17 protein-coding genes and 1 other annotated feature are annotated in these 20693 nt (G+C 49.4%); of the genes, 10 read left to right on the top strand and 7 right to left on the bottom strand.

The annotated features are described in order from the left end of the window. Window positions 1-245 precede the first annotated feature (245 nt). Window positions 246-1961, bottom strand: a complete 1716-nt coding sequence (aceK, locus tag G5S52_RS18155; protein WP_165017101.1) for a bifunctional isocitrate dehydrogenase kinase/phosphatase — start codon at window positions 1959-1961, stop codon at window positions 246-248. Window positions 1962-2203: 242 nt separating this feature from the next. Continuing rightward, window positions 2204-2321: a sequence feature (Thr leader region), on the top strand. Between the two features lie 49 nt (window positions 2322-2370). Here aceK and thrA point away from each other — a divergent pair. From thrA to thrC, 3 genes are read left to right on the top strand one after another with little or no spacing between them, the layout of a single operon-like run. After that, a complete protein-coding gene (gene thrA / locus G5S52_RS18150; RefSeq protein ID WP_165017098.1) occupies window positions 2371-4830 on the top strand; it encodes a bifunctional aspartate kinase/homoserine dehydrogenase I in 2460 nt (819 codons plus the stop codon). Window position 4831: 1 nt separating this feature from the next. Next, window positions 4832-5791 (top strand): homoserine kinase, encoded by a 960-nt coding sequence (thrB, locus tag G5S52_RS18145; RefSeq protein ID WP_165017095.1) that lies wholly within the window; start codon window positions 4832-4834, stop codon window positions 5789-5791. Then, window positions 5788-7071 carry a threonine synthase gene (gene thrC, locus G5S52_RS18140; protein ID WP_062667217.1) on the top strand — a complete coding sequence of 428 codons (1284 nt, stop codon included), beginning with the start codon at window positions 5788-5790 and terminating at the stop codon, window positions 7069-7071. The genes thrB and thrC overlap by 4 nt, the downstream gene beginning before the upstream one ends. Before the next feature lie 71 nt (window positions 7072-7142). On the opposite strand, the gene grcA is transcribed toward thrC, so the two are convergent. After that, the gene (gene grcA, locus G5S52_RS18135; RefSeq protein ID WP_002540405.1) at window positions 7143-7520 is read right to left on the bottom strand and encodes an autonomous glycyl radical cofactor GrcA; all 378 of its coding nucleotides are present in this window, start codon (window positions 7518-7520) and stop codon (window positions 7143-7145) included. Between the two features lie 404 nt (window positions 7521-7924). Here grcA and nfo point away from each other — a divergent pair, with 404 nt between their 5' ends. The 3 genes from nfo to G5S52_RS18120 all read left to right on the top strand — a co-directional run bounded on the left by nfo (window position 7925) and on the right by G5S52_RS18120 (window position 10209). After that, window positions 7925-8791, top strand: coding sequence for a deoxyribonuclease IV (gene nfo, locus G5S52_RS18130; RefSeq protein ID WP_165017093.1), 867 nt, complete (start codon window positions 7925-7927; stop codon window positions 8789-8791). A 39-nt stretch (window positions 8792-8830) separates the two neighbouring features. Further along, window positions 8831-9511, top strand: coding sequence for a uracil-DNA glycosylase (gene ung / locus G5S52_RS18125; protein WP_165017091.1), 681 nt, complete (start codon window positions 8831-8833; stop codon window positions 9509-9511). 161 nt (window positions 9512-9672) lie between these two features. Further along, entirely contained in the window at window positions 9673-10209 is a 537-nt protein-coding gene (locus G5S52_RS18120; protein WP_165017088.1) for a hemerythrin domain-containing protein, read from the top strand. Between the two features lie 100 nt (window positions 10210-10309). Here G5S52_RS18120 and G5S52_RS18115 read toward each other — a convergent pair whose 3' ends face one another. Then, window positions 10310-10492 (bottom strand): DUF3545 family protein, encoded by a 183-nt coding sequence (locus G5S52_RS18115; RefSeq protein WP_002540400.1) that lies wholly within the window; start codon window positions 10490-10492, stop codon window positions 10310-10312. A gap of 613 nt (window positions 10493-11105) precedes the next feature. Between G5S52_RS18115 and G5S52_RS18110 the strand changes: the two genes are divergently transcribed. Together G5S52_RS18110 and yaaA are read left to right on the top strand one after the other, a co-directional pair. Next, the gene (locus tag G5S52_RS18110; protein ID WP_165017085.1) at window positions 11106-12563 is read left to right on the top strand and encodes an alanine/glycine:cation symporter family protein; all 1458 of its coding nucleotides are present in this window, start codon (window positions 11106-11108) and stop codon (window positions 12561-12563) included. A 113-nt stretch (window positions 12564-12676) separates the two neighbouring features. Further along, the gene (yaaA, locus tag G5S52_RS18105) at window positions 12677-13450 is read left to right on the top strand and encodes a peroxide stress protein YaaA (protein ID WP_165017082.1); all 774 of its coding nucleotides are present in this window, start codon (window positions 12677-12679) and stop codon (window positions 13448-13450) included. A gap of 69 nt (window positions 13451-13519) precedes the next feature. On the opposite strand, the gene G5S52_RS18100 is transcribed toward yaaA, so the two are convergent. The 3 genes from G5S52_RS18100 to G5S52_RS18090 all read right to left on the bottom strand — a co-directional run bounded on the left by G5S52_RS18100 (window position 13520) and on the right by G5S52_RS18090 (window position 17345). Continuing rightward, a complete protein-coding gene (locus G5S52_RS18100) occupies window positions 13520-15061 on the bottom strand; it encodes an alanine/glycine:cation symporter family protein (protein ID WP_165017078.1) in 1542 nt (513 codons plus the stop codon). 247 nt (window positions 15062-15308) lie between these two features. After that, window positions 15309-16550, bottom strand: a complete 1242-nt coding sequence (gene srmB / locus G5S52_RS18095) for an ATP-dependent RNA helicase SrmB (RefSeq protein WP_165017075.1) — start codon at window positions 16548-16550, stop codon at window positions 15309-15311. Window positions 16551-16610: 60 nt separating this feature from the next. Beyond that, a complete protein-coding gene (locus G5S52_RS18090) occupies window positions 16611-17345 on the bottom strand; it encodes a tRNA1(Val) (adenine(37)-N6)-methyltransferase (RefSeq protein ID WP_205743968.1) in 735 nt (244 codons plus the stop codon). Between the two features lie 278 nt (window positions 17346-17623). On the opposite strand from G5S52_RS18090, the gene brnQ reads away from it, so the two are divergent. Next, a complete protein-coding gene (brnQ, locus tag G5S52_RS18085) occupies window positions 17624-18928 on the top strand; it encodes a branched-chain amino acid transport system II carrier protein (protein ID WP_082804422.1) in 1305 nt (434 codons plus the stop codon). A 77-nt stretch (window positions 18929-19005) separates the two neighbouring features. Here the strand turns inward: brnQ and fldB are convergent, their stop codons facing one another. After that, entirely contained in the window at window positions 19006-19524 is a 519-nt protein-coding gene (gene fldB / locus G5S52_RS18080) for a flavodoxin FldB (protein ID WP_165017072.1), read from the bottom strand. Window positions 19525-19707: 183 nt separating this feature from the next. Between fldB and xerD the strand changes: the two genes are divergently transcribed. After that, window positions 19708-20604: a site-specific tyrosine recombinase XerD gene (gene xerD, locus G5S52_RS18075; RefSeq protein ID WP_062706058.1), complete on the top strand. Its 897-nt coding sequence runs from the start codon at window positions 19708-19710 to the stop codon at window positions 20602-20604. Window positions 20605-20693 lie beyond the last annotated feature (89 nt).

Below are 20693 nucleotides of genomic sequence, written 5' to 3'. Positions count from 1 at the left end.
GCCACCTTCCCTGATTCGTTCTTATTAGACTGAGTTTTCAGTCTAGTTCACTTGTTTTGTTTTTGATAAAGAGAGTTCGGTAAATTTCGGTTCCCCTCTCACCCTGCCTGTATATTCAGTCGGTTACAACACCGCGTTGTGCATGCGGCAATTTTTCGTCGAATGCGTTTGGCGGTTAATTATCAAGCAAGTGGCATGCCTATATTGTGTTAAAAAATTGACGCCGATTGCTCAGCGTCTCATTTTTACTGATTCGTGAAACGACACTCATCGCTATAAGGGAATACGTCGTTAAATTGACCTTGTTTGATGTTCTCTTGCAGGTCTTTCCAGTAGCTTGCATCAAAGAGATCGGAATGAAGCTCGTCGAACAGAGCACGGATCTTTGGATTAATGAGCAGGAAAGTGCGGAATTCTTCCGGAAATACATCAAACTCTCCCACGCTATACCAAGGCTCCGCAGCCATTTCGTCTTCAGGGAAGCGAGGTGGCGGAATTTTGCGGAAATTCACTTCGGTCAGATAAGAAATCTCATCGTAATCGTAGAAGATCACCCGGCTGTGACGCGATACACCAAAGTTCTTGAACAGCATGTCACCGGCAAAAATATTGGCCGCAGCCAGCTGTTTGATTGCGTCGCCATATTCCTGAACAGCATTTCTCAACTCATCGTCATCTGCCTGCTCAAGGTAGATATTAAGCGGGATCATCCTGCGTTCCATATAGAGGTGGCGAATATGGACTTCATTTTTGGTCAGTTTGATCAGTGATGGTGCGACCTCAAGTAACTCTTCAATCAACTCTTCGCTAAAACGTTCTCTCGGGAAAATGAAGTTGCGATAATCCAGGGTATCGGCCATGCGTCCAACCCGGTCATGCTCTTTAACCAAGCGGTATTTCTCTTTGACTACCGCGTGGGTGATGTCCTTCTGCGGGGCGAATCTATCTTTGATGATCTTAAAGACAAAGCCATAAGATGGCAGCGTGAACACCGACATGACCATCCCTTTGATCCCCGGTGCAATAACGAACTGATCATCAGAAGATTCGATATGGTGAAGGAACTCCCTGTAGAGCTCAGTCTTACCGTGTTTCTGACATCCAATCGCCGTGTAGAGTTGGGCTGGCGTTTTATGGGGCATCAGAAGGTTAAGAAAATCAACCAACGCAGCAGGTGCAGGGGCGAACACCATAAAGTAAGAGCGGGCAAAGCCAAAGATCACGCTGAGCTCGTCAGAGTCAGTAATACAGGCATCAACATACAACTCGCCTTTTGAGTTCACCAGAATGGGCAACACCAAGGGGCGAACCTGATTCGCCATATCTATGCGTCCAATTAGGTAGGCGGCTTTATTCCGGTAAAAAGGTTCGCGCACCATGTCGATGGTGACTTCTTCAGTTAATTGCGGCCCCAGCCTGCGTTGCATGGCTTCGACAATACGGTGAATGTCCCTTGCCTTGTTGACCCACGGCATAGTGAAAGGGGTGTCATCAAGAACACGCTCTATGGTTTGGATTAGCTTTCTGTCGGAAGAGTAACGCTTGAGTAATGGCGTTGGGTACTTTGGAATGCGGCCACCTTGAGAGCTGTTTACAAACAACTTCTCACGGCGGATGTTGCGGTGATCGAACATCCGACAATAGACAGAGTTAAAGAAGCTTTCTGCTATGTCATAGCGGGGGTAATCATCCAATAGGCGACTGTACTCCGCTTTTACCGCCATCAGGAAGGAACGGGTGGCGTGTTGTCTTCCCAGCATGGTTTTCAATTGCTGGCTGACAAGACCCACGTGGTGGTCATAAAAGTTAATGCGGGTTTTCAGGGCTTTCTGCACGCTTTTCCAGTCGCGCGCCTCAAACCTTTCCTGTGCCCCAGCCGTGACATCTAAAAATCGGCCATACATGGCGTCAGAGCCTTGCAATATGGTCTGGGCGACCAATTCTTCCATCGCAACTGCCATGGTTCCCTCCTTCGCGGTTGCTGATTTTCTGTCCAATTCAACTAACTATGTCTGCCTTAACCCTTCTTAGCAAGGAAGATGCTGGTAAATGGTGCGGTTTCTCATCTTTTAAATTCGTTAGAAATACTTGCGAAATGAAGCGTTTTTTTGAGAGATAACTTAAATTTTTGTTGACCTTGATACCCTTGTTCGGTAAAGGTTATAAAAACGCAGCACGGAAGGTTAAAAAGCCATGCTTAAAACAGTCGGCACTACAACCATTATCACCATTATTACCAACACCTTTGGTGCGGGTGCGGGCTGACATGCACAGAATTTTAAAAAGAAGCCCGTACCCAACAAGGTACGGGCTTTTTTTTAACCCCTTTATTATTGAATTTGCGAGTTCTGGAAGGAATTGGAGGAAAGGATGCGAGTATTAAAGTTTGGTGGTACTTCGCTGGCAAATGCTGAGAAATTCAGCCGCGCAGCAGAGATCATCACCAGCAATACCTGCCAAAGCGAGGTATCGGCGGTACTGTCCGCCCCTGCTAAGATCACTAACCTGTTGGTTGATGTGATCGATAACACAGTCAAACATGGCGAAGCTGAGATCCAGGTGGCTGAGATCAGGAAGATCTTTTCTGCTTTGTTTGACGGACTGGAGGAAATGGAGCCAAGCATCGATAAAGCTTCTCTCCATGACAAGCTAGAGCGCTCTGTGAACCAGTTAAAGCAATACATCCATGGTATTGCACTGTTGGGGCTCTGTCCTGACAACATATACTCTCGCATCATCAGTAAAGGTGAACGCCTTTCTATTGCAACCATGTCTGCGTTGCTTGAAGCCCGTGGCTACAACACTTTCGTTATCGATCCAGTTAAATACCTGCTGTCTAAAGGCGACTATGTAGAAGGTATTGTTGATATTGAAGTGTCTTCTGAGCGCTTCAAAAAAGAGCCAATTCCTGCCGGACATATCGGTTTGATGCCTGGCTTTACCGCTTCTAACGAAAAAGGTGAGCTGGTTACCCTTGGTCGTAATGGTTCTGATTACTCTGCAGCCGTGTTGGCGGCGTGTGTCCGCGCTGAATGCTGTGAGATTTGGACGGATGTGGACGGCGTTTACAGCTGTGACCCACGTTTGGTGCCAGACGCGACACTGCTTAAATCTCTAAGTTATCAGGAAGCCATGGAGCTTTCTTACTTCGGTGCAAAAGTGCTTCACCCGAAAACTATTCTTCCAATCGCACGTTTCCATATTCCTTGTCTGATCAAAAACACCGCTAACCCACAGGGTGCAGGTACTTTGATCGGCAACGACAGCGGTGAAGACAACTTGGCAGTGAAAGGGATCACCACGTTAAGCAAACTGAGCATGGTGAATGTCTCAGGTCCAGGCATGAAAGGTATGGTCGGCATGGCTGCCCGTGTATTCGGTGCCATGTCAGCTGCGGGTGTTTCCGTTGTTCTTATTACCCAATCCTCTTCTGAATACAGCATCAGCTTCTGTATCGAAGCGGAAGACAAACCAATGGCACAACGCGTTCTGCAGGAAAGCTTTGAGCTGGAATTAAAAGACGGCTTGCTTGAGCCTGTGGACTTCGTTGATAACGTAGCCATTGTGTCGCTGGTGGGTGACGCGATGCGCACCTCGAAAGGCGTGGCATCTCAGTTCTTTACTTCACTGGCAGAAGTCAACGTTAATATCGTCGCGATTGCGCAGGGTTCTTCTGAGCGTTCAATCTCTGCGGTTATCCCGGATGATAGCGTGTCTGAAGCGGTGAAAGCGTGTCACGAAAACCTCTTTAATTCTAACCACTACCTGGATGTGTTTGTGGTCGGTGTTGGTGGTGTCGGCGGCGAGCTGGTTGAGCAAGTGAAACGCCAGCAGGCGAAACTGGCCGACCAGGGGATTGTTATCCGCGTCTGCGGCATGGCAAACAGCCGCGGTATGTTGCTGAACAGCAAAGGTATCGACTTGAACAACTGGCGTGATGAGCTGGCGAAAGCGGACGAGCCGTTCAGCCTGCCTCGTATGGTGCGTCTGGTTCAGCAAAATCACATCATCAACCCTGTGTTTATCGACTGTACCTCTGAGCAGGGCATTGCAGATCAATACGCTGATTTCCTGTCTGCGGGCTTCCACGTCATCACGCCGAACAAAAAAGCCAACACGGCGGGCATGGCGTACTACCAGCAGCTACGTAAGTCTGCACGTGCGACCCGTCGTAAGTTCATGTACGACACCACGGTGGGCGCTGGCCTGCCAGTCATCGAAAACCTCCAAAACCTGATTGCTGCAGGTGACGAGCTCGAGAAGTTCACCGGCATCCTGTCCGGTTCTCTATCTCACATCTTCGGTAAGCTCGACGAAGGTCAGAGCTTCTGTGAAGCAACGACAGCCGCGCGTGAGAGCGGGTTCACTGAACCGGATCCACGTGACGACCTCTCTGGCATGGATGTGGCGCGTAAGCTTCTTATCCTTGCCCGTGAAGCAGGTATGCACCTTGAGCTGGAAGATGTTGAAGTTGAGCCAGCACTGCCACCAGGCTTTGACGCCTCAGGCGATGTAGAAGCCTTTATGGCAAAACTGCCGGAAGCTGACGCTTACTTCGAGAAGTTGGCGAGCGATGCGCGTGCCGAAGGTAAAGTGCTGCGTTATGTGGGTAGCATCGAGAACGGCAAGTGCTCAGTGAAAATCCAGGCGGTGGATGCTGACGACCCTATGTTCAAAATCAAGGAAGGTGAGAACGCGCTGGCTTTCTACAGCCGTTACTACCAGCCAATCCCATTGGTACTGCGAGGCTACGGTGCAGGTACTGCCGTGACAGCGGCAGGTGTGTTTGCAGACTTGATGCGTACACTTGGCTGGAAACTGGGGGTATAAGATGAGCGTTGTTGTTTACGCACCGGCTTCAATCGGTAACGTCAGTGTCGGTTTTGATGTATTGGGCGCCGCTGTGTCGCCCATCGACGGCACTTTGCTTGGCGATCGCGTGAAAGTGGAAGATGGTGGTGATGTACCCTTTACCTTGAACTGCGTCGGTAGTTTTGTTGATAAGCTGCCGAAAGATCAGGAAGAGAACATCGTTTATCAGAGCTTCGTGGTCTTCTCCCGTGAAATGGAAAAGTTGGGACAGCCTGTTCGTCACGTCACCATGACGCTCGAAAAGAACATGCCTATCGGTTCAGGCTTGGGTTCCAGTGCTTGTTCTATCGTTGCCGCTCTTGATGCCCTGAATAAGTTCCATGATGAAGCGTTGGACGAAACCACTTTGCTGGCGCTGATGGGCGAGATGGAAGCCGCGATTTCCGGTAGTCTTCACTACGATAATGTAGCGCCATGTTATCTGGGTGGCCTGCAGTTGATGGTTGAACAAATGGGAATCATCAGTCAGGAAGTGCCTTGCTTTGACGAGTGGTACTGGGTAATGGCGTACCCGGGTATCAAAGTACCGACGGCGGAGGCGCGCGCGATTTTGCCTGCACAATATCGTCGTCAGGATGTGATTAATCACGGTCGCCATCTGGCAGGCTTTATCCATGGCTGTTATTCTGGCCAGCCACAACTTGCTGCGAGCATGATCAAGGACGTGGTTGCTGAACCTTACCGCGAGAAATTGCTGCCGGGCTTCGCCGAAGCCAGACACTACGCGGAAGATGCAGGCGCACTGGCGACCGGTATCTCAGGTTCGGGCCCGACGCTGTTTAGCATCACGGATGATAAAGCCGTGGCAGAGCGCGTAGCGAAGTGGCTAGAGGAAAATTACGTTCAGAACGAAGAAGGATTTGTCCACATCTGTCGATTGGATGTGAAAGGATCGACAGTGACAGGAAGTGAACTATGAAGCTTTACAACATCAAAGAAAACGACGAGCAGGTTTCGTTCGGTCAAGCGGTAAAACAAGGTCTTGGCCGTAATCAGGGTCTTTTCTTCCCAAGCGAACTGCCAAAATTTGACGACGTTGATGCACTGCTGGACAAAGATTTTGTCAGCCGCAGCAGCGATATTCTTTCTGCATTCATCGGTGATGAGCTGTCGCCTGAAACCGTGCGCAGCATGGTGGAAAATGCCTTCCAATTCCCGGCACCTGTCGAGAAAGTGACTGATCAAATCAGCGCACTTGAGCTTTTCCACGGTCCAACACTGGCGTTTAAAGACTTTGGTGGCCGTTTTATGGCGCAATCGCTGGCAGCAGTGTCTGACAGCGGCAAGGTGACCATTCTGACTGCGACTTCTGGTGATACCGGTGCCGCTGTTGCCCATGCGTTTTACGGCATGGAAAACATCAATGTGGTTATCCTGTACCCGAAAGGCAAGATCAGTCCGCTGCAGGAAAAACTCTTCTGTACTCTGGGTGGCAACATCCACACTGTGGCTATCAATGGCACTTTCGATGACTGTCAGGCCATGGTGAAAAACGCCTTTGATGATGCAGAGCTTCGCGCCGCGATTGGTCTGAACTCAGCAAACTCAATCAACATTAGCCGCCTGATGGCGCAAATTTGTTACTACTTTGAAGCTGCGTCGCAATTGACTAAAGCGCAACGCGAGAACTTAGTGGTTGCAGTGCCAAGCGGCAACTTCGGTAACTTGACGGCAGGCCTTCTGGCAAAAGCGATTGGCCTGCCAATCAAACGTTTCATTGCGGCAACTAACGTGAATGATACCGTGCCACGTTATCTGCAAACCGGTGAGTGGACGCCAGAGCCAACTATTCCAACGCTGTCAAATGCCATGGATGTGAGTCAGCCAAACAACTGGCCGCGCATTGAAGAGCTTTGCCAGCGCCAAGGTTGGGGTTTGAACGAGCTGGGCGCAGGTGCAGTGACGGATGAGCAAACGGCAGAAACGCTGAAAGCGATGTTTGACGGTGGTTACCTGTGCGAACCGCACGGTGCGATTGCTTACCGTGTGTTGGACGAGCAACTGCAGGATGGCGAACATGGCCTGTTCCTGTGTACCGCACATCCAGCGAAGTTCAAAGAGTCTGTCGATGAGATCCTGGGTCAGGACATTCCGCTGCCAGGCCCTCTTGCAAAACACGCGGCGATGGAACTGCTGTCTGTTGAGCAGGATGCGGATTTCGCTCAGCTGCGTGAATACCTGATGAAGGTCGCTGGCTAATTTTACGCGATAGAAAACAAAAAACCGGCCAATTGGCCGGTTTTTTTATGTTTCTGCTAACACTGTGAATATTACAGAGTGTTAGTGAAAGTACGTGCGATAACGTCGCGCTGCTGTTCAACAGTCAGAGAGTTGAAACGCACAGCGTAGCCAGATACGCGGATAGTCAGCTGTGGGTATTTTTCTGGGTGCTTAGCTGCGTCTTCCAGTGTTTCACGCTTCAGAACGTTAACGTTCAGGTGCTGACCACCTTCAATTTTTGCAGGTACTTCGATAGCGATTTCACGGCTTTCGTACTCGCCCAGGTCTGCAGCAGGGATAACCTGATCCGCTTCGAAACCTGCTTTTGCTGCAACGCAACGTGCTTCGTTAGTTTCGCTGTCCAGCAGCCAGATAGAGTTCAGCAGGTCGTCGTTTGCCGCTTTAGTGATTTGAATACCAGTGATCATAATCCTTCCCCTTTTGATAGGCTTGGTGGTTTTAATTTTCCATCAATTGATGAGCTGGGTACTTGTATACCTTATTGTTTGTAAGGTTATTTTGATTTTAGTCAAAATACAATCAAAATATGCGAAATTTACGCCTTGGATTTTTTGTTTTGAATCAATAAAAGATCAAATATATGGTTTAAAACAATTTTTTAACAAGGCGATACTCTGTGAAAAATTACAAATGTAATTTAATTACTACATTTTGAGCGTGTGACTTGCACTGCAATACATACGGATATCGCCCTAAGTCCATGTGATGGCACAGTCTGGTGGTGCTAGAGCGTTATGCAAATCAAAACGGACTTTTACGGTATGAGTAACTTAAAATGTTGTCGGTTACGGTTTCGGCCAGGAGAGAGAAGATGAAGTTTATCGGAGCGCATGTGTCGGCATCCGGCGGCGTAGAAAATGCGCCAGTTAATGCAGCAGCAATTGGTGCCAATGCGTTTGCACTGTTTACCAAGAACCAAAGACAGTGGCAGGCAAAGCCACTGGAAGCGAAAAATGTCTCGGCATTCAAAGCAAACTGCCAAAAGCACGGTTTCGTACCAGAAGCTGTTTTGCCACATGATTCTTACCTCATCAATTTAGGGGCACCTGAAGAAGAAAAGCTGGAAAAGTCCCGCGCGGCGTTTATTGATGAGATGGAGCGCTGTCGAATTCTTGGATTACCCTTGCTGAATTTCCACCCCGGTAGCCATTTGAAGAAAATCAGCGAGGAAGCCTGTCTTTCCCTGATTGCTGAATCTATCAATCAGGCACATCAAGCCGTACCAGAGGTCGTTGCTGTGATTGAAAACACCGCGGGTCAGGGGACCAATCTTGGATGGTCGTTTGAGCAACTGGCGGCGATTATCTCGCAAGTGGAAGATAAATCCCGTGTTGGTGTCTGTATTGATACCTGCCACGCCTTTGCGGCAGGGTATGATCTTCGCACTCACAGCGCGGCAGAAGCGACTTTTGCGGAGTTTGATAACACAGTAGGTTTTCAGTATCTGCGTGGTATGCACCTCAACGACTCGAAAACGCCTTTTGGTAGCCGGGTTGACCGTCATCAGGCGCTGGGGGAGGGCGAGATTGGTTTACCGTGTTTTGAGGTCATCATGCAGGACAATCGCTTCAATGGCATTCCATTGATTCTGGAGACCATTAAACCGGAAGCGTGGGCGGATGAAATCCGCTTGTTACGTCAGTTTGAAGTCACAGCATCTGAGCGTGTTTCTGCGTAGAATAGCGGACGCTGAAGAATAGAGAGGATTGGGGAAAGCATGACACAGGCGATGACTTGGCACGATGTGATTGGCCAGGAAAAGGAACAGGACTATTTCAAACACACTATGGCTTATGTGGCGGAAGCCCGTGAGAAAGGCACAGTGATTTACCCGCCTAAGGAAGACGTATTTAATGCCTTCCGCTTTACAGAGCTGGAAGATGTGAAAGTGGTGATCCTGGGGCAAGACCCTTACCACGGTCCTAATCAGGCACATGGTCTTTGTTTTTCAGTCCTGCCCGGAATCAAAACGCCACCCTCGCTGGTGAACATGTATAAAGAGCTGGCTCAGGATATTCCAGGTTTCACCATTCCACAGCATGGATACCTCAAAAGCTGGGCGGATCAGGGCGTGTTGCTCCTTAATACCGTTCTGACGGTCGAGCAGGGTAACGCACACTCTCATGCCCACTTAGGTTGGGAAACCTTCACTGATCGCGTGATAGAAGCTGTAAACCAACATTGTGAAGGCGTCGTGTTCCTGCTTTGGGGCTCCCACGCCCGCAAGAAAGGCCGTGTGATTGATCGTAATCGTCACCATGTGTTGGAAGCGCCACACCCATCTCCACTTTCCGCGCATCGTGGATTTTTGGGCTGCAAACATTTTTCTACCACAAACACACTGCTTACCCAGTCTGGTAAAGCGCCGATTAACTGGCAGCCAGAACTCGACGGATAGATTCGTTTCATTGATTTTAGAAAGCCCGTGATTTTCATCGCGGGCTTTTTGTTTGTATGTGCTGCAAAGGTGAAACTGAACAAAAAATGACCTTGCGCAATTTGTGAACAGTCCGGTTCGATAGACTGATCTCGTGGTGTGAATGAAGAAAGGGAGGAGCTATGTTAGTAGCCAGCATTCATAGAGATCACCGGAACATCAGCCGACTGCTTAAACTGTTGTCGAAAAAGCTGACCGCCATTCAGCAGGAAAGGCCCGTTAACTACAGCCTGATTAAGGACACGGTTAGCTACCTGCGAGAGTACGCTGAAAAGTATCACCATCCAAAAGAAGACCTTATCTACCACTACTACTTACAGCATTACCCTGATTCAGAGGGGGTGGCCAGATTGGATGATGAGCACGAAGCGCTGGCAGGTTTAACCGCTGAGTTTGCGGATACCGTCGACATGATATTGATGGACGCTGTCATTCCGCTCGATCTCTTTGCCGACAATCTCAACCGATTTGTAGGCTGTCAGAAAGAACACCTGGACTTGGAAGAGAAAACCATTCTGCCTGTGTTGGAGCAAACTCTGACGACTGAAGATTGGAAGTACCTGCAGACACAATGGGAGGTAGAGGATATTGATCCGCTGTTTGGTGAGCAGGTGGCTGACAGGTTCAAAGAGCTTTCTGCTGCTCTCAAAGGCCCATAGTGACAGACAAAAAAAGGCACCCCTTATCGGGTGCCTTTTCTTTAAAATTCCAATGTTATGTTGTCAGTAAATTGACGATTTAAACCAGTGAGTACGCTACTTAAAAATCGAAATCGCTGTCGTTGAAGTCACCGAGCATATCGATATCTTGCAGCTCTTTGCGCAGGCGTTGTCTGTCTTTTAACGCCTCAATTTCTCTCCACTTACGTTTTGCTTGTTTGGTTCGTCCACCGCGTTGTGGTCGCTCTTGATCGAATACATCATCAAAGGCAAAGCTATCCATAAATTCACCTCGTTTTACCGTTGCGGTCGCTAATTAAGTATCAAACCTCCGACAAAATAAAATTGAAGTGTTTCTCATTTGTTGCACCTCAGTGAAGTTTTTATGAGAACGCAATCACCTTTATTCCGTCGCTGGGCAAAATGTGTGCAGTTGCAGTGCCTTAAGTTGTCTCACAGCTACAACATCAAATTTATCTGGGGAGGTGTTCCCCAAGCCCCTGTCACAGCAAAAGACCGGGGAAATATCGAATTTGGTCACACATTGAATAAAATGCATAAAGGGTGCCAGACAAGGTGAACGCGATGTTCCAATCCTGTTATGGAAAAGCAGTAACGCAAACGCTTGGTCTTGATGTGTGGGTGTTTTTTGCTCACTGGATATGAAGTTTAATTCATATTGATTTTTATCGTGGCTGGTAGCATCATCTCGCGGCAATTTGCGGGATCTGCCGCAAAACCGACACATTTTGGGGTTCTTGTGACGCTTTCTTGCCGACGAGACCCGCATCATTATCGGCAGACGCTAGGCTTGCGTCAGTCGCATCAAATCGCATTTTCTCCGCATCGGAGAACAACGACACTGCGAATCAGTTTATGCGTACAGAGAGGTAGGCGTGGTAAGTCTCATCAACTTTTTAAACGACCTGATCTGGGGATCGGTGCTCATCTATCTTCTGATCGGTGGCGGCATTTTCTTTACGCTGCGTCTTAGGTTTATTCAAATTCGTCACTTTGGGCACATGTTCAAGGTGATGAAAAACAGCCGTAAGTCAGACAAAGAGGGTATCTCTTCGTTTCAGGCATTATGTACCAGTCTTGCAGCGCGCGTGGGCACGGGCAATATGGCGGGCATTGCTGTTGCGTTAACCCTTGGTGGCCCAGGTGCGATTTTCTGGATGTGGTTGATAGCTGTGCTGGGAATGGCAACGGCTTTTGCCGAGAGCACGCTGGCGCAGCTTTACAAAACCCGTGATGACGATGGCAATTTCCGTGGTGGCCCAGCATATTACATGGAAAAAGGCCTCGGCATGCGCTGGATGGGCGTGGTCTTCTCCGTGCTGCTCATTATTGCCTTTGGCTTAGTGTTCAACTCGGTACAGGCTAATTCCATTACTCAGGCAGCTTATGTTGCTTTTGGCTTTGATCCCCTCCATGTTGGTGCTGTGCTGGTGGTACTTGCTGCCTTTGTTATTTTTGGTGGCATTCGAAAAATTGCCCGCACGGCTGAGTTGATTGTGCCTGTGATGGCGCTGCTTTATCTGGCGCTTGCCATGTACATCATGCTGACCAATCTGGAAAAAGTGCCTGATGTACTGTCACTGATTTTCCGCAGCGCTTTCGGTCTGGAAGAAGCCGCTTCGGGTGCGTTGGGTTACACAGTGGCACAAGGCATGGTGCAAGGCATTAAGCGTGGCCTGTTTTCCAACGAGGCGGGCATGGGCTCTGCGCCGAATGCGGCAGCCAGCGCAACGCCGTACCCGCCACACCCAGCGTCTCAGGGGTATGTGCAGATGCTGGGCGTGTTTGTGGACACCATCGTTATCTGTTCTGCCACCGTGGCAATTATCCTGATGTCCGGCGAATACATGCCGGGCAGTGAGATCACCGGCATTGAACTGACCCAGCGTGCGCTTTCTAACGAAGTGGGTGACTGGGGGGGCATTTTTGTAGCAGTCGCGATTTTCTTCTTCGCGTTTACCTCGATCATTGCCAACTACTCGTATGCGGAAACTAACCTGATATTCCTTGAGCACAACCACAAGGCCGGTTTGAACCTGTTTCGTTGCGTGGTGCTTGGCATGGTGATGTTTGGTGCGATGGCTGAACTGCCAGTGGTGTGGATCATGGCGGATACTTCAATGGGCATGATGGCGATCGTGAACATGATTGCCATCCTGCTGCTCTCCGGCACCGTGGTGACACTGGCGAAAGACTACAACCAGCAGGTGAAACAGGGCAAAGTGCCTTCGTTCAACAGCCGCAATCACCCTGACATGCTCAACCAGATTGAGCCTGGCGTTTGGGGTAAACCGCAAGTAACAGAATCGGAAAATCGTTCGCCTATACAGTGATTCATTCGGTTTCGTCTATGGCAGTTATCGGAAAAAGCCACGCTTGATCGCGTGGCTTTTTTGATGGTCGGTGTTACTCTTTGCGCTAATAAGAGATTGAAAGGAATGACACTATGTTGATTGTGGTTTCTCCGGCAAAAACCTTGGATTACCAATCACCGCTCGCGACGGAGCGTTACACGCAACCGACGCTGACCGAGCACTCTGAAGCTTTGATTGATGTGTGCCGTAAGCTGACACCGGCAGATATTTCGAGCCTGATGAAGGTGAGTGACAAGATTGCAGGTTTGAACGCGGCACGCTTTGCTGAGTGGTCGCCGGAGTTCACAACCGACAATGCCCGTCCTGCGGTTTTGGCATTCAAAGGCGATGTTTACACTGGCCTTGAAGCGGAAACTTTCAGTGAAGAGGACTTTGATTGGGCGCAGAATCACCTGCGAATGCTGTCAGGCCTCTATGGTCTGTTGCGTCCTCTGGATTTGATGCAGCCTTACCGCTTGGAAATGGGCACCAAACTGGCGAATCCACGCGGCACTAACCTCTATCAATTCTGGGGCGACATCATCACGGGTGAGCTGAATCAGGCACTGGCTGCGCAGGGCGATAAGGTACTGGTTAACCTCGCATCGAACGAGTACTTCAAATCAGTCAAACCTAAGCAATTGGACGGGCAGATCATCACGCCAGTGTTTAAAGATCAGAAGAACGGCCAGTACAAAGTCATCAGCTTCTTTGCCAAAAAAGCGCGAGGCATGATGGCGCGTTACATCATCGACAACCGCATTGATTCGGTTGAAGCGTTAAAGCAGTTTGATACGGCGGGATACTGGTTCTGCGCAGAAGAGTCGAGCGACAAGGAACTGGTGTTTAAGCGCGAAGAGCAGTAATCGCGCTTGTAAAGTCATTAAAAAGAAAAGGTTAGCCGAGGCTAACCTTTTTTATCTCAATAATCTCGATTAAGCAGTTGGATTGACCGGCTTGCCGGAGACTTCATCTGAAGCTTCGCTGTCTTGAGTACGACGTGCCAGACGACGCTCCCAGTAGTCAGCGTTCTTGATACCAAGCTTCACAGGATCGAAGGTATATTCTTCCACACCTTCTTTCTGCTGACGCTCGTAATCGTGCAGCGCTTTAAGGGCAGGCTTGCTCAGGAAGAAGATGATCACAAGGCCGACAATATTCAGCCAAGCCATCAGACCCACACCCACGTCACCCATCGCCCACGCGAGGTTCGCGGTTTTCACGGTGCCGTAGAATACCGCTGCCATCAGAATCACTTTCAGCACAAACATCATGCCTGGGAGTTTGATGGTACGGCGCAGGTAAGCCACGTTGGTTTCTGCAATGTAGTAATAAGCCAGAATCGTGGTGAACGCAAAGAAGAACAGTGCAATCGCAATGAACGGTTTGCCCCAGCCCGGCATGGTGCTCTCAATTGCCATCTGGGTGAAGACAGGACCATTCGCAGTAATGTCTGCAGCAACGTTTTGGATGATGAAGGCTTCGCCAGCACCGTGAACGTTGTAAGCGCCAGTGATAAGGATCATAAACGCAGTGGCAGAACATACCAGCAGGGTATCGATGTAGATAGAGAAAGATTGAACCAGACCCTGTTGCGCAGGGTGCTGAACGTTCGCGGCAGCCGCTGCGTGTGGGCCTGTACCCTGACCCGCTTCGTTTGAGTAAACACCACGCTTGACACCCCAGCCGATAGCAGCACCAACACCCGCCATAGGTGTGAATGCGTCGCCAATGATCATCGCAACGATACCTGGGATTTCAGTGATGTTCAGCGCAATGATAACGAATGCGATGATGATGTAAGCCAGCGCCATGAAAGGCACAACGACCTGAGTAAAGCTCGCGATTCGCTTCACGCCACCAAAAATGATGAAACCAAGCAAAATGGAGATGAGGGTGCCGGTGATGATTTTCGCCAGGCTGTAGGTGCCAATCGCGGTTTCAATCATTTCACCAGAGCCGAATGCGGCTTCAACGGCGTTACCGATACTGTTTGACTGTACGCCTGGCAGCAGAACACCACAGGCAAAAATAGTCGCGATGGCAAAAATCCATGCGTACCACTTCTGACCCATCGCTTTCTCGATGTAGTAAGCCGGACCACCACGGAATTCACCTTTGTCTTCTTCTTTGTAGATTTGTGCAAGGGTAGATTCAGTGTAAGCCGTTGCAGCGCCAAGGAAGGCAACAACCCACATCCAGAAAACGGCACCCGGACCACCGAAACCGATCGCTGCAGCGACACCTGCGATATTACCGGTACCAACACGGCCTGAGAGTGAAACGGCCAGTGCCTGGAAAGACGAAATACCTTTCTCAGAACTTTTGCCAGAGAACAGCAGGCGAGTCATTTCTTTGAACTGACGAACCTGAACAAAGCGAGTCACGATGGAGTAGAACAGGCCAGCACCCAAACAGGTGTAAATAAGCACTGGACTCCAGATAATGCTGTTTAAAAAATCAACAACAGATTGCATTACAAGATCCCTCTAATAAAAAATATTGGATAGATGATTTTTTATCCAACGGCAGGATAATCCGAAAATGACATAAATTGTTAACATTTTGTGTTGTCAATGTGACGGATTGTGAGCCCGATCTTTAGTCTGCATTCCATTAGCAAACCAGAATATTTATCTGCGACTGATCGCAAACAAATAAAAAAGGAGGCTTTTCGCCTCCTTTTCTAACGTTAATTAAATTGAAAATCCAGTAAAAGCTTGATTATGCGGATTTTTTCGCTGCTTTTTTCGCCGCTTTCTTCGCTTTTCCTTTTACTTCTTTGTTAGAAAGCTTTTTCTTTTTCTTCTTAAATTCCGGTTTCTTATGTTTTGGCTTCATGCCATCAACATAGCGTTCTTTCACGTCTTCTTTCATGTAGCGGCAGATACGATCCATCATGGGTTGATCGTGCGCTTCTACCAGAGAAATGGCGTTACCTTTCTTACCCGCGCGGGCAGTACGACCGATACGGTGCAGGTACACGTCGGCTTTTCGTGGCAGGTCGAAGTTGATGACGTGGTCGATGTCTGGCACGTCGATACCACGTGCTGCAACATCAGTTGCTAACAGAACATTAATTTCACCAGTGGTGAAACGCTCGATCGCGTAAGTACGCTTTGCCTGAGCCATTTCACCTTGCAGCCATGCACAATTCACTTTCTCTTTGGTCAGGAATTCACGCAGTGCAGCCAGACGCTCACGGGTTTTCACAAAGATGATCGCACGCTCAGCCTGTTCCGTCAGAATCGCTTTCAACAGGGCATTTTTATGCGCCATGTCGTCACAGCGGTAGTACCACTGGGTGATCTTCTTGCGTTCACGGCGCGGCGGCTCAGCTTCTACTTCTACCGGATCGGTCAGCAGGGTGTTCTTGAAACCTTCAATGCCTTTACCTTCCAGCGTTGCGGAGAACAGCATACTTTGCTTACGCCAGCGACATTCGGTAGAGAGTTTATCAACGGCAGGGCCAAAGCCCATGTCGAGCATGCGGTCAGCTTCGTCCAGAACCAGGCTTTCAATCGCACGGCAGTCAAAGCGTTCAGCTTCGATGTATTCCATCAGACGGCCAGGAGTCGCAACCACGATGTCTTGGGTTTTACCCAGAATCTCAGCGTGTTCTTGGTACGAGATACCACCTGTGATGGTGATGATCTTTAAATCGGTATATTTCGCCAACGCGCGGGCTTGATCAGCAACCTGAATGGCCAGTTCACGGGTTGGAGTCAGGATCAGGGCGCGTGCAGGACCCGGCTTCTGACGAGGGAAGTCGATAAGGTGTTGCAGCAATGGCAATACAAAAGCCGCCGTTTTCCCTGTTCCCGTTGGCGCAGACGCCAAAATATCACGGCCATCCATACCATGAGGGATCACGCCAGCCTGGATCGCTGTTGGTCGCTCGAAGCTTATGTCATCCAGCGCTTGTAGCAGTTGAGGATCCAGTTCTAGTTCAGCAAAAGTTCGCACGCGTTGTTTCTCCACTCAAAGTTAGGGGGCGAATTATAGAGACTAATTCAAGTACGATCATCACATCTTGAGGTAAAAATCTCTTGTGAGCGAAATAAAGTCGTTTGTATAGCTTCCCGCCGCCTGGATCACCAAGGTTTTGGCATCTAAACCATGTTCTTCCTGATTCGATAGCGACATCAACTTTCGACTCACCGGTTTGTTGGCGGTTGGTTGCACGTTCAACAGCCGTTGGCAATAAAGTCCATACTCTTTGGCTTTCGCCAGCAAGGCATCAGCCTCCACTGAAGGTAAGATCAAATGCGCCTGTCCGTTGGGTAAAAGTCGAGTCTTTATCACTTTTAATAAGGTGTCGTGAGAAAGGGTGTCGGTGTGACGCGCAGTGGCTCGCCGAGAATCACCCGCTTGCTCGCCGGAAGTAAAGTAAGGGGGATTGCAGATAATAGTATTGAACTGCAACGGGTTTTCCCACTCGGTAATATCCTGATGCAGCACAGTTATCCGATCTGCCCAAGCAGATTGTTCTGAATTGAATTGCGCGGTGTTGGTGGCGTGCTCATCGATATCCAGCGCGGTGATTTTTACTGCGGGAAATCGCTGCGCCATCATCAGTGCCAGTAAGCCAGAGCCCGTGCCAATATCGAGCACTTCATCAGACTCGCCCGCCTCAGCCCAAGCGCCAAGCAGCACGCCATCTGTGCTGACTGGCATGCCACAGCCTTTATCTTCGACAGTAAATTGCTTGAATCTGAAGCCTTTACTCACGGTACCCTCTTGTTGTCTACTCGTTGCCATTGTCGACAATTGCTTAAAAAATAGATAATTATGTTGCCATCATGTTATGGGTTATTGCGGTCAAGATCTTTAACTTCTATCGGCTAAATGCTAATAATTAGTTGTAAATGCCAATTTAAAATTAAAAAATAGATTTATGGTCTATTTTTAATGTTATATTGTCTGTGCACTGAAACTTCGTCATTATTCTGCGTAATCGGTATTGCACAGTAAAAATAACCAAAAGGCTAACCGGTTGATTACACAATTATTAAGCAAACACACATAGGTAATACGAAGTGAAAGAGAGTTTAAAGGTTAGCGATATACTCGCGCTAGGGTTTATGACCTTTGCATTTTTCCTCGGGGCCGGAAATATCATCTTTCCTCCTCTGGCGGGCTTTCTGGCAGGTGAACACACCTTTTCTGCAATGCTGGGCTTTTTGACCACTGCTGTAGGCCTTCCTCTTATTGGTATCGTCGCGGTTGCCGTGGCGGGTGGCGGCTGGAAAGGTCTGACCCGCGATCTGCCAGCGTCAGTCGCAACACTGATGGCGGTGCTGATTTTCATCATTATCGGTCCTGCTTTTGCAGCGCCACGTGCAGGTTTGGTGGCCTATGAGATGGGCTTTAAGCCTTTCCTGAATGCACCGGGCCAGTTCGAATTGTCGCTTTTCTCTGTGGTGTTCTTTGCCATCGCGATGTTCTTCTCCCTGTCTCAGGGCAAGCTTATCGACACTATTGGTAAGCTGCTGACGCCTGCGTTGTTTGCGGCACTGGCAGTTCTGGCGATTGCGGTTGTGGTGAACCCACAAGGCGATATTGTGGCAGCGCAGGGTGCGTATGTGGATCAGGCGTTCACAACAGGTTTCCTTGAAGGTTACAACACCATGGATACCTTCGCCGCACTGATGTTCGGTATGTTGATTGTTGATGTTATCCGCAAGAAAGGCGTGACGGATCAGGCGAAAACCTGTCAGTACCTGATTTATGCAGGTGTGATTGCGGCCGCGGGTCTGGCATTTGTTTACGTTTCTCTGTTCTATCTGGGCGCGACAGCGACGGGTGTGGCACCGGGCGCGGCAAACGGTGGTGCCATTCTGTCAGCTTACGTGTTGGCGCTGTTTGGCCCTGCTGGTCAAATCATTCTGTCGACCATCATTGTACTCGCGTGTCTGACGACGGTTATTGGTCTGGTTTCAGCGTGTTCTGACTACTTCAGCACCCTGACCAAGATCACTTACCGTCAATGGGTGGTTATCCTGTCTATTGCTTGTGCAGTGGTCGCGAACGTAGGCCTGAACCAGTTGATCGCCATTTCTGTTCCTGTCCTGTTTGCATTGTACCCAGTTGCGATTGCGCTGATTGCTCTGACGTTCCTGCGCCGCTTTATGCCTAACCCACAACTGGCATACCGTGTGGTACTGGGTGTGTCTTTGGTGTTCGCACTGTTGGATGCAGCGAAAGTCGCGGGCGTTGATGTGTCTGCGCTGAAAGTGCTGCCACTGTTTAACTATGGCATGGCATGGCTGCTGCCAACGGCAATTGCGCTGGTTGCAGTAAGCTTTGCGGGTAAGCGTAAAGACGAAACGTCACACGCGTAAAGCAAGGTTATTGGAATACAAAAAACCACCGGATGCGGTGGTTTTTTTATGTCTGAAAGCCGGCTGAGGAACTGAGGCTAGAGCGTTTCCTGAAACTCAACCAACACCTGCTCGCACCAGGTGGCGATGCGCTCATCACTCAGTTCGTATTGGCTGTCTTCGTCCAGTGCCAGACCGACAAACTGTTTACCGTCTTCGGTCAGCGCTTTTGAGGCTTCAAAGGTATAACCTTCATTTGGCCAGTAGCCGATAAATTTCAGGCCAGTTGGCAACAGCTCATCATGTAGCATGCCCATGGCATCAAGGTACCATTCGGCATACCCTTCTTGATCCCCAAGACCGAAAAGGGCTGCGACTTTACTTTGCAGGTTCAGGCCATTAAGTTGTGACCACACCGCTTCCCAGTCTTCCTGCAACTCGCCGAAGTCCCAAGTGGAAATGCCCAGCAACAGCAAATCGTACTGATTCATTTGGTCAACCGGCGTTTCTTTGATGTTGTGAATATCCACCAAATCGTCACCCAGGATATCGCGGATTTTCTCTGCCGCCATTTCGGTGTAACAGGTGGTGGAGCCGTAAAACAAACCTATTTTCATGTGCTTTTCCTGCTGTTGCGTCGAGGGGATTCTACTCCTCGTGGCCTTGTATCTCCACCCCGTAAACCACGAGGATTTGGCGCATTTTGCTGCAATCGTTTTGCTTAATCAGGGTAAACCTTGCATTCATACGGGGGTGAGGTAGTTTGAGAGAAGCAACAATTGAACTTAAGTGAGTGAATCGTGGAACAAAACGCGGCATTGGTAGAGCAGTTTTTGGATGCAATGTGGATGGAGCGGGGTTTATCTGAGAATACCCTAGCCTCTTACCGAAACGATCTGACCAAACTTTGCCAGTGGCTGGATAATGACAGCGTGGCTCTGGTGAAAGTGTCATCGTCCAAACTGCAGGATTACCAGCATTGGTTATTCGATCAGGATTACAAGCAAAGCAGCCGCGCCCGTATGCTCTCTGCGATGCGTCGTCTTTTCCAATACCTTTACCGCGAAAAGCAGCGTGAAGACGACCCAACGGCCACATTGATCAGCCCCAAATTGCCTAAGCGTCTGCCAAAAGATTTGTCGGAAGAGCAGGTAGAAGCGCTACTTGATGCGCCCGATGTGGAAGACACTCTCGAGCTTCGCGATAAAGCCATGATGGAGCTGCTGTATGCGACAGGCCTTCGCGTGACTGAACTTATCAGCCTGACCACTGAAAACGTAAGCCTGCGTCAGGGCGTGGTGCGTGTTATTGGTAAAGGGGGCAAAGAGCGTCTGGTGCCGATGGGAGAGGCAGCAATCGACTGGCTGGAGCGATATATGGCGCACAGTCGCCCGGCATTGCTTGGTGAACAAAGCTCGGATGTGTTTTTCCCTAGCCGCCGCGCCCGCATGATGACCCGTCAGACGTTCTGGCACCGTATCAAGTTTTATGCGGCGCTCGCAGGCATTGATGGTGACATGCTTTCGCCACACGTTTTGCGCCATGCTTTTGCAACGCACCTGCTGAACCACGGTGCAGATTTACGTGTCGTGCAAATGTTGTTGGGGCACAGTGACCTGTCGACCACACAAATTTATACTCACGTCGCGACTGAGCGACTAAAACAGTTGCATCAGGAGCACCATCCTCGGGCATAATGCAGCCGAACGGGCGTTTTTTTACCTCACTTGGGATTTTTTTCGTTTCTGTCCGGTCTGAGTGAGTGACAGTTTGCCCGCAAACCCAT

The sequence above is a fragment of the Grimontia sedimenti genome, from assembly GCF_011045095.1.
Taxonomy (GTDB): domain Bacteria; phylum Pseudomonadota; class Gammaproteobacteria; order Enterobacterales; family Vibrionaceae; genus Enterovibrio; species Enterovibrio sedimenti.
This window is presented reverse-complemented; position numbering and strand designations above follow the sequence as displayed.

Bases quoted from the DNA above. Each gene is read 5' to 3' on its own strand.
- aceK (WP_165017101.1), bottom strand. From the start codon at position 1,961: ATGGCAGTTGCGATGGAAGAATTGGTCGCCCAGACCATATTGCAAGGC.
- thrA (WP_165017098.1), top strand. From the start codon at position 2,371: ATGCGAGTATTAAAGTTTGGTGGTACTTCGCTGGCAAATGCTGAGAAA.
- thrB (WP_165017095.1), top strand. From the start codon at position 4,832: ATGAGCGTTGTTGTTTACGCACCGGCTTCAATCGGTAACGTCAGTGTC.
- thrC (WP_062667217.1), top strand. From the start codon at position 5,788: ATGAAGCTTTACAACATCAAAGAAAACGACGAGCAGGTTTCGTTCGGT.
- grcA (WP_002540405.1), bottom strand. From the start codon at position 7,520: ATGATCACTGGTATTCAAATCACTAAAGCGGCAAACGACGACCTGCTG.
- nfo (WP_165017093.1), top strand. From the start codon at position 7,925: ATGAAGTTTATCGGAGCGCATGTGTCGGCATCCGGCGGCGTAGAAAAT.
- ung (WP_165017091.1), top strand. From the start codon at position 8,831: ATGACACAGGCGATGACTTGGCACGATGTGATTGGCCAGGAAAAGGAA.
- G5S52_RS18120 (WP_165017088.1), top strand. From the start codon at position 9,673: ATGTTAGTAGCCAGCATTCATAGAGATCACCGGAACATCAGCCGACTG.
- G5S52_RS18115 (WP_002540400.1), bottom strand. From the start codon at position 10,492: ATGGATAGCTTTGCCTTTGATGATGTATTCGATCAAGAGCGACCACAA.
- yaaA (WP_165017082.1), top strand. From the start codon at position 12,677: ATGTTGATTGTGGTTTCTCCGGCAAAAACCTTGGATTACCAATCACCG.
- G5S52_RS18100 (WP_165017078.1), bottom strand. From the start codon at position 15,061: ATGCAATCTGTTGTTGATTTTTTAAACAGCATTATCTGGAGTCCAGTG.
- G5S52_RS18090 (WP_205743968.1), bottom strand. From the start codon at position 17,345: ATGGCAACGAGTAGACAACAAGAGGGTACCGTGAGTAAAGGCTTCAGA.
- fldB (WP_165017072.1), bottom strand. From the start codon at position 19,524: ATGAAAATAGGTTTGTTTTACGGCTCCACCACCTGTTACACCGAAATG.